Source organism: Paenibacillus sp. FSL K6-1122, assembly GCF_037977015.1.
Taxonomy (GTDB): domain Bacteria; phylum Bacillota; class Bacilli; order Paenibacillales; family Paenibacillaceae; genus Paenibacillus; species Paenibacillus amylolyticus.
The window spans coordinates 522898-536340 of sequence record NZ_CP150272.1 but is presented as its reverse complement, the minus strand read 5'-3'; the positions used below and the strand labels follow the sequence as shown (position 1 = coordinate 536340).

The following is a 13443-nucleotide window of genomic DNA, read 5'->3' as shown; positions in this document are numbered from 1 at the left end:
TCAGGCCACATCCTTCCGGCTAAAATGCACCATACCCAGCAACAGGATTAATAACCCTAGACCTGCCCCCATGCCTGCATACAGGTATGGATTAGGCCCATTCCAGGCCATCTGTGCCCAAGCGAGCGGAAAGCTCGGTGAGATACTGAGTGAGAACATACCCGTTATCGCGAGAACGATGCCCAGGGTGACGGGAAGCGCCTGATTTTTGTTAACCATCGTGAGCCACAACTCCAGTGACAACACCGGAAGTGCACCAGCCAAAGGCAATAGCCCCAGCTTGATCGCATGTGTCCAAGGTATTTCGCTGGCATGGAATCCGAGGATCAGACCCAGACCTACAATTCCTGCGGTTAGCAGCAGGCAGGAGATCACCAGCAGCACACAAGCAAGCAGGAACTTGGCTAAATACACGGCTGGTCTGGGAATGGGCATCGCGAGCAACTGTTTCCACGATCCCTGTTCATGCTCAACATTAGCGATCATGGAGCTGAGAATGGTTGCTCCCAGCATCAGAGACAAGGGCACAAAGACAACCACATTGCCCAATAATCCGCCCCACAGGTTATCTGCATACTGCTCTTTCAGATAGTCCAGCCGTAAGCCAAAATTAAGCGCCTGCATCGCTGTCAATCCAAGAGGGGCCAGAAAGACAAGAAACCAGATCCCTTTCCCCCGAATCTTGAGCCAGTCTGACGATAATGCACGCCCGGTCATATGGAAGCCCCCTCGCCAATGACCCGCATGAACAGATCTTCCAGCGACTGACGCTGTTCCTCTACACGATACACATCATGATCCTGTTCAATTAATCGGCGCACAAGCAGTGCCACTGAACTGTTATCCATATAAGGGAAAGTTAACGCAGCACCTTGTTGCTGACCAAATTGTCCCTGTTCTCTCGCCAGCTTCATAGCCTCTTCCGGCTCGGAAACCGTTAACCGGATAGAGCTACCCGTCTGACTATGCAGACTTGCGATAGTATCCTGAAGCACCATCTTGCCTTCACGGATAATACCAACACGACTTGCCATCTGTTCGACTTCACTCAGCAAGTGGCTGGAAACCAGAACGGTAATGCCATGTTCCAGAGGCATGCGTTTGATCAGTTCCCGAATCTCCTGAATACCGGCAGGATCAAGCCCATTTGTTGGTTCGTCCAGAATCAGCAGCTCCGGTTCACCCAGCAAAGCGCTGGCAATACCCAGACGTTGCTTCATCCCAAGGGAATACCCCTTCACCGAACGTTTGGCATCCTTGGTCAGATCTACAATGGACAGCACTTCAGCAATTCTTGATTTCGGTACATTGATGATGCGGCGCAAAGTTTCCAGATTTTCTACTGCGTTCAGATGTCCGTAATAGGACGGGTATTCGACCAAAGAGCCCACACGGCGCAAAATATCCATGCGATCCTTGCGAATATCCTTGTCAAAGACACGGATCACGCCTTTGGTTGGTTTAATTAAGCCGAGAAGCATGCGAATCGTTGTTGTTTTGCCGGCACCGTTGGGACCGAGGAAGCCGTAGATATCTCCCTTTTTAATATGCAGATCAAGTTCACGGACCGCTGCACGGTCCCGGTATGTTTTCCATAAATTCGCCGTTTGAATAATATTTTCACTCACTGTATGATCACCTCGGAACTATCGTAACCTTCCAAGGTTAAAGCCAAAGTAGTCTCTAGTTTAAGTTTAGTTTAAAAAAGCTATTTCAGCGGTTTGTTGTTCCCCTGTTTCCCTTACCACTGTAGATATATGTCTGGACACCCGTATCGGAACTGTCTACCCGCTTGCGCAGACCCATCTCACGGATCAACAGGTCTACAATGGATAAGCCTAGACCTGTGCCTTTTGTGTCGGAATTCGGTTGCATTCCCGGACCCCGATCCTGAATAACGATTGCCGTCTCACCCTGAATCTCCTGAGTAGATATACCAATATATTTCCCGCTGTCGGCATGACGGATCACGTTTTGGAACAAATTATCAAGAATACGGCGCATGCCCTGTTCATCCATATGCCAGATCAGCGGTTCCTCTGGCAGGTCAATATCAATCTCAAATTGCTCTTTCTCCCAGACCGGGTACCAGGCCGCCGCCATTTCCCTGACGATCCGCAGTATATCTTTCTCTTCCAGCTTCAGTGTATATTTCCCACTCGTGAGCAAATTGTAGGATAACATGTTGTCAATGAGCCCGCCGAGGTCCTCCATCTTTGCTTCCATGCGATGTAATGAACGGTCACCTTGCTCACTCAGCTCTTCCTTGTGCAAAGCATGCATATGTCCACGAATCACCGTTAGCGGGGTACGCAGATCGTGGGAAAGCCCCGCAATGAGACGTTTGCGCAATTGTTCCTCCTCGCGTTCACGGTGACGGCTGTCGGACAGTTGATGCACCATCTGATTGAAGGATTCTTCCAGTTGACCAATCTCGTCTGACCGGCGGATATCTACCGGAAGCGGGAGACCTTCCTTGCCTGTGGTCATCATGGCCGTCTGCAAACGAATAAGTCGTTTGCGAATGCGTGCGAAAAAGAGAATCGACATAATGATGAAGATCAGAAAGATGAGGGTCATTACGATACCAAGATACAAGAGTTCCATGAGCCCGTTACTCTGAATTTGCAGAAGTGATCGCGGCACTTCAATGACCATGAAGCCCTGTCCTCTGTCCTGTTCATCTCCGCCAATATATGCAACTACGGTCAGTGGATCGCGAGAGGAAGCTTCTTTCATGAATTGCACCGTATTGTTTGCATTCCATAAGGCTGGAATATAAGTCTCTGTCGTTTGTCCGGAATCCAGTGACCATCTCAATGTCGTGTCTGTCCTGCCATCCGGAGACGTGGAATTCATAAGCGTTACATCTTCACCCCCAAGAATAAAGAGGGTCTCCCCGTTCACATTCACACGATACATGGAAGATTTGGGATACGAGCCATGTAATAGCTCCAACCGGGCCTTAATCTCATTATCCGAAGCACCATCCAGGTTCTTCGCTTCATGTGACCAGAGGTCACTGATCCGGGTAACATCACCGTAAGGTGCCGCTTGATTCATATTCGTGTTATTCACTACAACAACATATATGATGGACATGATCGGAAGAATGACGGGGACAAATAATACAGCCGCCAAGATCAGTAGGATGTATCTGGACATCAAGGATCGCCCAAAGCGAAGCTTGCGCCGCCCGGATTGCTTTTGATCCATGCTTCGTTCTCCCTTCCGTTCACCCTTCATGATCTTCCGTTCCCTGAACCACCGAATCATGGCTTCTTCACACGATATCCCACACCACGGACCGTCTGAATAACTACAGGATTGGCCGGATCAAGCTCCAGCTTTTCGCGTAGATGTCGAATATGTACCATTAAGGTTTTGTCCCCATCCAGATAGGGCTCGTTCCAGACGGCTTCATAGATCTGCTCTTTGGTTCGAATCATGCCCATATGTCGTAGCAGGTAGGCGAAGATGTGGAACTGTTTTCCCGATAAAATAATCTCATCTCCCGTCTCCTCATTGATAATTCGATTGTCCTTCTCATAGATGGAGAGATGATCCAGCTTCAGGGCTGTATCCGATGAGACCGCTGTTCCTGCCTTACGCAGTTGTACTTCAATCCGGGCAGCCAGTTCATCGGGGTGAAATGGTTTGGTCACATAGTCATCGGCAAAATCAAGACCGTGCAACTTATCGTCAATGGACGTTCTGGCCGAAAGCATGACAATGGGCACGGCCGGATGTTCTTTTTTCAGTCGCTGGCCCACCGTAAATCCATCCAGCCCGGGCAGCATGACATCCAGAATAATGAGTGAGCAACCGACAGCAGCCTCCGCTGCGCCTTCACCACTGCCGAGCCATACCACCTCATAACCGCGCTCCTCCAGATCGGCTCTGACCCAAGTCGCAATTTCCGTATCGTCTTCAATATATAACAGTTTGGTTTTCATCCGAATATTCGTTTCCTTTCTGCCCCCATTGGGTTAATGATATATCTGAGCATCATCATGGTAAAAGCTGTCTATAACATATGGATTCATGTCTTGTTGAAACAATGTTGAAGCCTTTACGTTACCACACATGCTAATTATAGCTTATCCATTAACGTGGGAAATGTCATATTAATCAAGTCTACCAAGTACATATCAGTTCTACACCTGACGGGAGGAATTTCATTATGCTGCTGGAAGCCATCTATCATCAACCGAAACGAAACTGGGCCTATGCCTATGACCAAGATACAATCCACCTGCGCCTGCGTGCCAAAAAGAATGATCTGACCGAGGTACATGCCCTGACCGGGGATAAATATGCGTGGGATGCAACCAAAGCGCTGGTTCCCTTAACAAAGTTCACCTCTGACTCCATGTTCGATTATTACGAGGGTGAGGTGAAACCTCCCTACCACCGACTGAAATACTCTTTTCTGCTCAAAAACGGAGACGAACAGATCTGGATGACCGAGACGGACTTCCAGGAAGAAGAACCAGACGATCCGGGTCGTATGTTCCAATTCCCTTATATTCATGCTGGAGCTGTATTCACACCCCCTGCATGGGTTAAGGATGCGGTGTTCTATCAGATTTTCCCTGAACGATTCGCCAACGGCAACCCGGATATTAGTCCGGAAAAGGTAGAACCGTGGGGTGGCGAGCCGACACCTTTCAATTTCTTCGGCGGTGACCTTCAGGGCGTGATCGACCATCTGGATTACATCAGCGATCTTGGCATTAATGCGATCTACTTCACACCCATCTTTGAAGCCACCACCAATCACAAATACGATACAGAAGACTACCTGCGGGTAGACCGGCACTTTGGTGACGCAGATACCGTGAAAAGACTGGTCGAGCTGTGCCATGCACGCGGAATTCGCGTACTTCTGGATGCTGTGTTCAACCATTCCGGGAAGACATTTGCGCCGTTTGTAGATGTGCAGAAGAACGGAGAACAATCCAAATACAAAGACTGGTTCCATGTACACGAATACCCGCTGGACGTGAAGGACGGCATTCCAACGTATGAGACCTTCGGATTCGAAGCGCACATGCCAAAGCTCAATACGGAGAATGCCGAGGTTAAGGCCTATCTGCTGGAGGTTGCCGAGTATTGGATCAAGGAAGTGGGTGCGGACGGATGGCGGCTGGATGTCGCAGACGAAGTGGACGATGCATTCTGGCGTGATTTCCGCCGTGTAGTCAAAGCGGCTAATCCGGATGCCTACATTCTGGGCGAAGTATGGAACGAGTCTTCCTCTTGGCTGCAAGGCGACCAGTTCGATGCGTCCATGAACTATCCGTTTACTGATGCCGTGAATGCTTTCTTTGTGAAAAATACGATGCACGCCGAACAGTTCGCAAACTCCATCGGGCGACAGTTATCCCGTTATCCGCTTCAGGCCAGCGAAGTGGCGTTCAACTTGCTGGACAGCCACGATACCCCGCGGCTGCTCACGCTGTGTGAAGGCGACCAGCGCAAGATGAAGCTGGCTGCGTTATTCCAGTTCAGTTACATGGGTGCTCCATGCATCTATTACGGAGACGAGATTGGCATGGACGGCGAGCATGATCCGGGTTGCCGTAAATGCATGGAATGGGATGAAGCGAAGCAGGACCGAGAGCTGTTTAACTTTTATCAGAAACTGATCTCCCTGCGTCATGTGCATCCTGCCCTGCGTGCAGAAGGCACCGTTCGTTTCTTGCAGGCTCGTCCCGATGGCAGCCAACTGGTATTTGAACGGCAAAATGAGGAGGAACGCATTCTGGTTCTGTTCAATCGATCAGAAGAGACGGCTATTGTGGAGCTGGAGGCCGGTGACGAAGAATGGACCGAGTTATTCGGCGGAAACCATCGTACCGCCAAGGAAGATGGCGTACTGGCCATTGAACTGCCCGCGTATGGATATGCTGTACTGAGTACGGCTGTGAGCCAGAACTAGAGTCATAATACACATTCATCTGAAGTCAAATATAAGTATCCTAACTTCGCTTCATCTGGCAGCATAAAACAAGCGTCCTGCATAACCCGGATTCGGGTTCACGGACGCTTGTTTTGTAATTTTGTATTCGCCGTTATACATCATAATGTCACTGATTTATATATCGGTGGTCCCGGTTCAGCTTAAACCTGAGTACCCTTGTCCACTTGAGCATTGTCCGCCCCACTTGTAGTTGTGTCAGAATCCGCTGGTTTCGACTCCTGCTCAGGCTCGGCACGCTTTGCCTTTGGTTTAGCCAGCTTTTGCATCATTTTGCGGCCGGTTGGCGTCTGGGCCAGTCCGCCCTGGGCTGTCTCCCGATGGCGGCTCGGCATCGCACTGCCTACTTCCAGCATGACGTCGATGACTTCGTCTGACGGAATGGCACTACGCACTCCGGCCAGGGCCATGTCAGCCGCAGCCAGCGCCGTAACCGCACCCAGTCCATTACGGACGATGCACGGGATTTCAACAAGGCCTGCGACCGGATCGCAGATAAGGCCCAGTGTATTTTTTAACGCCAAACCAACGGCATGAACGACCTGTTCCGGTGTACCTCCACGCAGTTCAACCATGGAACCCGCAGCCATGCCGATCGCGGAACCCACTTCCGCCTGACAGCCACCCTCGGCCCCGGAGATAAATGAATTGTTGGCAATAACATAACCAATCGCTCCCGCACAGAACAACCCGTTCACCAAATGTTCGTCCGTCCAGCCAAAACGCTCCTGTGAGCTAATAAAAACACCGGGGATGATGCCGCAGGAACCGGCTGTTGGTGTTGCCACGATCCGACCCATGGAGGCATTCACTTCAGATACACACAGGGCATACGCCATGGCAAGTGCGGAAGCATCTCCTGAGCAAGTCTCACCCTTGCGAATGTACTCGGCCATTTTTTTACCGTCTCCACCCGTTAACCCACTGCGTGATGTCGTATCTTCCGTTAACCCTTTGCGTACCGCTTCCTTCATCACCTGATAATATTCAGACATCTGTTTCACAACATCCGCTTCCGGTGTATTGGTCTCCTGAACCTGCTCCTCGATCATCAGCTGAGCAATGGTTTTGGATTCTGCTGTACAGATCGTATTCAGTTCGTGCAAATGTTTAAACCGCATCCGAATCAACTCCTCTCTTCAAATCGATAACACGAATGTCCAGCACATGGTCCAGCTCCCTTAGACGCTTGAGCATATCGGGATTAGGCACACCATCCATTTCCATCGCGGTAAGCGCTTCGCCATCACGGGCTTTCCGGTCCACCTGCATATACCCGATGTTAACCCCGGATGAACTGATCGTGGACGTTACAGATGCAAGCACCCCTGCTTTGTCCGCATGTCGCAGAACAAGTGTTGGAAACTCACCACTAATCTGAACACGAAAATCATTCATCGCATGCACCGATACACTGCCACCACCAATGGATGCACCGATTAAGGAGCAGGCACGTTCTCCATGCCATAACTCAATTTTGACCGTATTTGGATGAGGAGCAGGCAGGCCACTTGTATAAAACTCAACCTCCATGCCTGCTTCCTCTGCGTATTGCTCTGCATCCGGGATACGTGGATCGTCTGTGACATAGTCCAAAAGACCGCCGATCAGTGCCAGATCTGTTCCGTGCCCCTGATACGTGTCAGCGAATGAACCATATAACGTCAGCCGGGCACGTTCTGGCGTACATCCAAGCCACTGACGAGCAATTCTCCCTAACCTTGCCGCTCCAGCTGTATGTGAACTTGAAGGCCCTGTCATGGACGGACCAATAATTGAGAAAACATCTTTAAATCGCACTTTATAACCCTCCATTATTAATCATGATTCATATTTGTAAAATGTATTCGTCATTTCGATCCAGGAGTTTCATCCACAATGTCCCTTATTTAGATATGATGACATCAAAAAAGGACAGAAGAAGGCCTTAGGCCCTCTCTCTGTCCTCGATACCTGAGAGTTTCACGATCAGCAGTGTCTCACAACAAGGGTGCACTGCCTGCGATTACAGACAAGTTCACCGGGCTGACTGATCATATACCCCTTGGGTGGCGCAGTTCGCGCACTCTCCAGAGTTGCGTCCAACGATGGTACATTTACCTGAGAGATTAACCACTGCGCCGGGTGCGCAGCAGCTTGCTCCTTCGGTGCCTGAACACTAGCCATATTGCTCGGCTAACCCAGGTCTCTCCCGCTCGTTATCATCCGCTGTATTATTTTAATTCGATTCGAATTGGTACATTTCTAAGTTTTTGATCAAGTATACCCATAGAGTAATGTACAATATCATATATGTCAACAAAAGTAACGTGTAATTATCATAAGTTCGATGTCTATTTTAACTGAAACGAATAGCATTCAGATTTCTCACTTCAGCTGAGGCACTCGTGACGTTGCTAGTTGTCGTAAATTGGATACTTATCGTGTATGCATTAGTCGTTGTAGCCGGGGATGTATCCACGTAAGTGTTGGAGGAAAGAAACCTCAACGTTCCCGAAGCATTACCACTTCGTGAGAGCTGCAATTGATTAATTAAAACTCCATTACGTCTCAGATTAATGTTATACGCAATACTCCAGTTAGCCCCTACAACTATTGCTATTTGTGTACTATTATCGATTTTCACGCGTTGACCTGCCACTACAGGTACATTAAGTGTCTGAATCGTCGTTTCAGCTACTAATGAAAGACCCAACGCCGTGGTCTGGCTATCAGCAAACAAGGAAGAATCCGCAGGGGCAGAAGCTGCTGTCGATCCAGTAGCTCCTGTTGTTCCTGTAATACCAGTGACTCCGGTCGTTCCCGTCAGTCCTGTTGCTCCTGTAACACCAGTGACTCCAGTTGTTCCCGTCAGTCCTGTTGCTCCTGTAACACCAGTGACTCCGGTCGTTCCCGTCAGTCCTGTCGCTCCTGTAACACCAGTGACTCCGGTCGTTCCCGCTACTCCCGTTACGCCTGTTGCACCTGTAACACCAGTGACCCCTGTCGTTCCTGTTATTCCTGTACTCCCGGTAATCCCCGTGGCTCCAGTAGACCCTGTCTCTCCCGTGCTCCCGGTAATCCCCGTGGCTCCAGTAGACCCTGTTTCTCCCGTGCTCCCGGTAATCCCCGTGGCTCCAGTAGACCCTGTTTCTCCCGTACTCCCAGTAATACCCGTCACTCCGGTAAGCCCTGTCTCTCCTGTGGTCCCCGTACTTCCAGTAGCGCCCGTGACTCCTGTCACTCCGGTAGATCCTGTCTCCCCCGTGGTCCCAGTGACACCGGTCTCTCCCGTCGATCCCGTAGTTCCTCCAGGAGGACCAGTAACTCCTGTCAGTCCTGTAACACCTGTAGCCCCTGTAGGACCAGTTGTTCCCGCAACCCCTGCTGTCCCTGTAGCTCCAGTCGCACCCGTTACCCCGACTAGACCGGGGTTCGCTCCTAACAATTCCTCAGACACCAAACGATGTGCCGTTACCAGTTGACCGTTCTCGTTTTTCCCCCATACGGAAATCTGAACTTCATCCTCCGTATCATCACCTGTGATAAATATAAACTCAAATGCATCCAAATCTGCATAATAGTCTTTTGTTATAACCTGGTTAGGCAAAACATTAAACAATTCCTCAACATATAGTGTGCGAACACCATTCAAATAATAGCCTTGAACCAGAACGGTAGAGAAACTAGTGAGACTCCAATTGTCCAACTTCACTGTAATTCTCTGTGTAGGACGCTCGCCGCTTCCCACCACTATATTATTTTCTATTGGCCCTGTTGATAAAACAGCCATCCTGCGATGCCCCCTTCTCCTGCCTGCATCACCAAATCAAGATTGTTTTCTATAAATATGCATATTGAACTGTAAACGTGAAGTTGCCCTCTTGCCTTTTTGGAGTGGACTGAAAGGAGATCGAATAGATATCCACCACACCAAAAGGATAATATACAAAAAAAGCTGCCGCTTCGTTTCTGCGGCAACCTTATTATTCTTTAGCTCATCTAGACGGATTGGGAAGGGTCAGTGCTTCCGCCCAAGCTTGCAGCTTTGCCTTTGTCCATCCTTCATTTTCACCCATGATGGAGTACCGCAAGCCATTCTCACTCCATGATATGTTCCGAATGCTCTTCATATATGAACCCTCGGTGTTACGAACCTTAATCTCGGCTTCATCCGGTATTAGTGTATCGTCCACATTTTCTTCCGGCATCTTGAATACCGTCAGGCTGACTTCTACCTTGTCGTTACTTACATAATACAAGGTTACTTCATCTCTGCTCAGCTCACCGCGCGATGTAGACATTTCGATCCGTGATAGTTCGAATTCTCCACTCATGTCCTGTAGGAACGGCTGTTCCAACGCTTCTTCCGCTTCCTCTAGGGTCACTTCGGAATTCTGCATCATATCGGTTAAGTCCTTCACATCGACCTCCTTAGGGATGTCAATTACGAAAGTATCCTTTGTGAATTCAGGGTCATACTGAATCGGATCATAGACCATTTCTGATTTTCCATCCCCATACGCGCTGTTTACTTTGACAATCATCCACGTTTTGGGATCTACCCAATACTCTGAAGATATGGAGAATGCGCCTTCTTCTTTTGGTGTCAACTCAATATGAATGACGTCCTGTCCATGAAGTTTCTCCTGTCCCATCATATTCACATCATGCGTAGTACGTAACCGCTCTAGTTGATCGAGCAATATTTGCTTCTGGGTTTGATTAGGTTGTTGTGACACGGATGATGCATCCATGGAATATGCTGCCCCTGTCTCTTTTTCATATATGATGATCTTCTTTCCATCATTAACTGCGTAACTGACATTGCCATTCTCTGATGTTTCCGTGCGCTTTCGTCCGGTTTCCCCATCTACCCATTCCTTAATTTGCATCGTGTTAGTCAGCTTGTCATCCGCCCATATCTTCATCACACCTTCCGCATAATACGAGGCGGGTTCTGTTTCTGCTGAGACAACCTTCTCAATCATCTCATCTCCTGACATAGCCAGCATATCCTTCTCCGCGCAACCTCCAAGCAGGGCGCCTGCCAACACAGCAGTACCCAGCATCATCCATCCTTTTTTCATCATCTTATCCACCCTCTCTGCGTTTACATTCTCCATGTTCAGGCAATCGGCATGCTGCCAGCGTTCCATATCCTTCGTATGACCACATGCGCATATCCCCTCCGTGCTTTATTGCAACCCGTTTGGCTATACTCAATCCCAATCCCGAACCACCTGCATATGTCTTCTCCTCCTGATTCTGGTGTTGAACATAGGGTTCGAAAATACGAATGAGCTGTTCTTCAGGAATAGCAGGACCTTCGTTTTGTACTATGATCAATGTTGCTCCCGCCCTGTAGTTATCCAATTCAGCTCTAAGCGAAGGAATAATCCATTCAGGAAGCTCCCAATCTGAAGCAATAACCCCTAGTCCCATTACACCGTTCGTCCTTGTGTGGCGTAGTGCATTATTTATCAGATTATCTGTCAGGCGCATCAGTTGTTCGGGATGAACTCGGTACAGTTGATCTGTGCGGACATCCATCTTCACGTCAATCTGACCACGCTCGGCAAGTCCCTCATAGCTCCCAAGCAGCATATCAAAAAACTCTTCACCTTCCACCTTAACCATGGCCATCTCCGATTCACTGGAACCCAGCGCCGTATACATCTCAAGTTCACTAATCATCTGTTTCATCCGCTCCACATTTCCGAGCAGCACATCCTGATATTCCTGCCTTTCAAGACGTTTCAGTTGACGATCACCGTTAAGTACTTCCGTATAGGCACTAATGGACATCAACGGTGTTTTCAGATCATGGGATAACGAGGCGATCATGAGCTGTTTTTCTTTTTGCTCCCTCTCCACATCGGCCTGAGTATGTCTGATCTTGTCTTGCATTGCATCAAACTGTTGGAGCAAGATGCCCATTTCATCATGACGAACAGGTACCACATCCGTAGCAGCCTCTCCCCGTGCAAAAGCATCCATTCGTTCTATGAGATATTTCATCGGCCGAAAGAGCTTTCGGGATAGCAACCACAGCACTGTTCCGTATAACAGGATAAAGAAAGTAGCAGCGAGACCCATGACCCAGGTAGTCCGCAAGGATATGCCTTCCAGCCAATCTCCACGCAGCATGACGATTTCGTAAATGCCGACCAACTCACCCTTTTCCCATACGGGTTTCTTCAACGAGAATGTACGATGACGAATCTGTAAGTTGTACAAATTACGATACAGCTCCGCCCCCCCAACGGTGTAAGCTCCAGCAGACCATGTACTCCCCTCTGATGTGTACACCCGAATCCCTGTTGGTAAATACAGAGCAAAGTTCACCCGACCATTCTCCAATTCGGAGAGTGCAGCGAAAGCATCAGGCGAGTGCAGCTGGTACAGTCCCGGGTCAGATAAAGCCAGTTCAATAGGAGCCAATTGTCCGGACAACTCCACATATTCCGTTACGGCACGCTGATCATTGTAATAGTTATACAGGGAGTACAGCGCCCACCCAGCAGCGACAGGCAGCAGCATTACAATGAGGAAGGAAAGCATTAACCAGTACTTCAACTTCATTCCTCAGGCTCCCCCACGAACCGGTATCCACTGCCCCACACCGTCTGAATCCAGCGTGGATGATGGGGCTCGTCACCAAGCTTGGCCCGAAGGCTCTTCACATGAACTGTGACTGTACTCGAGTTCCCCGCCTCTGGCTGACTCCAGACATGTTCATACAGTTCCGCCTTGGTAAACACCCGGCCCGGATGAGAAGCAAGCAGTATGAGCAAAGCCCATTCCTTGTTGGTTAGTGCCACATGTTCTCCATGAACCTGTGCGCGCTGATTCAAATAATCAATCGATAACCCATCGTTATACTGTCTATCTGTCGAATCCGGCTCTACGCCCTGATATCTGCGGTACCTATTCAGATGAGATTTAATGCGAGCTGTAAGTTCCGTTAGACTGAAGGGCTTCGTAATATAATCGTCAGCTCCCAGCCCAAGCCCACTGACTTTGCTCTCTTCCTCGATTCGAGCACTCATCATGAGCAGCGGAACATCGCTGATCAGTCTAATGTTTTTGCATACCGTGAACCCATCCATTTCCGGTAGCATCAGATCCAACAAGACTAATTGATAGGTTCCCTCCCTAAAGTCTTCCCAGCTCTCCAAACCGCTTGATGCCCAAGTTACCCCATAACCCTCATGACGTAGATGATCTCTCAAAATACGGGCAATCTCCGGATCATCCTCCACCAGCAATATATTCTCGCTGTCTCTCATCGCTGCTTCATCCTCCCATGACTATATTGTAGCTAAGAAAAGTTGACTCTCCTCAGAGTTTATACTTTCTTCATAAATGTCCATTAAGATCGTTATCTAATGCATGCAAAAAGAGCACCCCGATTGTTCAGGACGCCCAGGTAATATTCACAATCTTAATCCTAAGTTATAGCTCCTAGAAAAGGAAAC

At 49.0% G+C, this 13443-nt stretch carries 11 protein-coding genes and 1 riboswitch; of the genes, 1 reads left to right on the top strand and 10 read right to left on the bottom strand.

The features are described 5' to 3' along the window. From NSQ20_RS02515 to NSQ20_RS02500, 4 genes are all read right to left on the bottom strand, one after another. Entirely contained in the window at window positions 1-717 is a 717-nt protein-coding gene (locus NSQ20_RS02515) for an ABC transporter permease (RefSeq protein ID WP_047840344.1), read from the bottom strand. Continuing rightward, a complete protein-coding gene (locus NSQ20_RS02510) occupies window positions 714-1628 on the bottom strand; it encodes an ABC transporter ATP-binding protein (protein ID WP_047840345.1) in 915 nt (304 codons plus the stop codon). The genes NSQ20_RS02515 and NSQ20_RS02510 overlap by 4 nt, the downstream gene beginning before the upstream one ends. Window positions 1629-1713: 85 nt before the next feature. Then, window positions 1714-3216: a HAMP domain-containing sensor histidine kinase gene (locus tag NSQ20_RS02505; RefSeq protein WP_340031748.1), complete on the bottom strand. Its 1503-nt coding sequence runs from the start codon at window positions 3214-3216 to the stop codon at window positions 1714-1716. A 56-nt stretch (window positions 3217-3272) separates the two neighbouring features. Then, complete coding sequence (locus NSQ20_RS02500; RefSeq protein WP_036672191.1) at window positions 3273-3956, bottom strand: response regulator transcription factor; 684 nt, start codon at window positions 3954-3956, stop codon at window positions 3273-3275. A gap of 227 nt (window positions 3957-4183) precedes the next feature. On the opposite strand from NSQ20_RS02500, the gene NSQ20_RS02495 reads away from it, so the two are divergent. Then, window positions 4184-5944 (top strand): alpha-glycosidase, encoded by a 1761-nt coding sequence (locus NSQ20_RS02495; RefSeq protein ID WP_340031747.1) that lies wholly within the window; start codon window positions 4184-4186, stop codon window positions 5942-5944. A 182-nt stretch (window positions 5945-6126) separates the two neighbouring features. Here the strand turns inward: NSQ20_RS02495 and sdaAA are convergent, their stop codons facing one another. The 6 genes from sdaAA to NSQ20_RS02465 form a co-directional block, all read right to left on the bottom strand. After that, window positions 6127-7104 carry an L-serine ammonia-lyase, iron-sulfur-dependent, subunit alpha gene (sdaAA, locus tag NSQ20_RS02490; RefSeq protein WP_340031746.1) on the bottom strand — a complete coding sequence of 326 codons (978 nt, stop codon included), beginning with the start codon at window positions 7102-7104 and terminating at the stop codon, window positions 6127-6129. Beyond that, complete coding sequence (sdaAB, locus tag NSQ20_RS02485; RefSeq protein ID WP_133386922.1) at window positions 7094-7783, bottom strand: L-serine ammonia-lyase, iron-sulfur-dependent subunit beta; 690 nt, start codon at window positions 7781-7783, stop codon at window positions 7094-7096. The genes sdaAA and sdaAB overlap by 11 nt, the downstream gene beginning before the upstream one ends. A 279-nt stretch (window positions 7784-8062) precedes the next feature. Further along, window positions 8063-8187: riboswitch (glycine riboswitch) on the bottom strand. Window positions 8188-8321: 134 nt separating this feature from the next. Next, window positions 8322-9755, bottom strand: a complete 1434-nt coding sequence (locus tag NSQ20_RS02480) for a collagen-like protein (RefSeq protein WP_340031745.1) — start codon at window positions 9753-9755, stop codon at window positions 8322-8324. 205 nt (window positions 9756-9960) lie between these two features. After that, entirely contained in the window at window positions 9961-11055 is a 1095-nt protein-coding gene (locus tag NSQ20_RS02475; RefSeq protein ID WP_340031744.1) for a hypothetical protein, read from the bottom strand. Window position 11056: 1 nt separating this feature from the next. Further along, window positions 11057-12547, bottom strand: a complete 1491-nt coding sequence (locus NSQ20_RS02470) for a HAMP domain-containing sensor histidine kinase (protein WP_340031743.1) — start codon at window positions 12545-12547, stop codon at window positions 11057-11059. Next, a complete protein-coding gene (locus NSQ20_RS02465) occupies window positions 12544-13254 on the bottom strand; it encodes a response regulator transcription factor (protein ID WP_340031741.1) in 711 nt (236 codons plus the stop codon). Before NSQ20_RS02465 ends, NSQ20_RS02470 begins: the two co-directional genes overlap by 4 nt. Between the last annotated feature and the right edge of the window lie 189 nt (window positions 13255-13443).

Bases quoted from the DNA above. Each gene is read 5' to 3' on its own strand.
- sdaAA (WP_340031746.1), bottom strand. From the start codon at position 7,104: ATGCGGTTTAAACATTTGCACGAACTGAATACGATCTGTACAGCAGAA.
- NSQ20_RS02505 (WP_340031748.1), bottom strand. From the start codon at position 3,216: ATGGATCAAAAGCAATCCGGGCGGCGCAAGCTTCGCTTTGGGCGATCC.
- NSQ20_RS02500 (WP_036672191.1), bottom strand. From the start codon at position 3,956: ATGAAAACCAAACTGTTATATATTGAAGACGATACGGAAATTGCGACT.
- NSQ20_RS02515 (WP_047840344.1), bottom strand. From the start codon at position 717: ATGACCGGGCGTGCATTATCGTCAGACTGGCTCAAGATTCGGGGGAAA.
- NSQ20_RS02465 (WP_340031741.1), bottom strand. From the start codon at position 13,254: ATGAGAGACAGCGAGAATATATTGCTGGTGGAGGATGATCCGGAGATT.
- NSQ20_RS02475 (WP_340031744.1), bottom strand. From the start codon at position 11,055: ATGATGAAAAAAGGATGGATGATGCTGGGTACTGCTGTGTTGGCAGGC.
- NSQ20_RS02470 (WP_340031743.1), bottom strand. From the start codon at position 12,547: ATGAAGTTGAAGTACTGGTTAATGCTTTCCTTCCTCATTGTAATGCTG.
- NSQ20_RS02495 (WP_340031747.1), top strand. From the start codon at position 4,184: ATGCTGCTGGAAGCCATCTATCATCAACCGAAACGAAACTGGGCCTAT.
- NSQ20_RS02480 (WP_340031745.1), bottom strand. From the start codon at position 9,755: ATGGCTGTTTTATCAACAGGGCCAATAGAAAATAATATAGTGGTGGGA.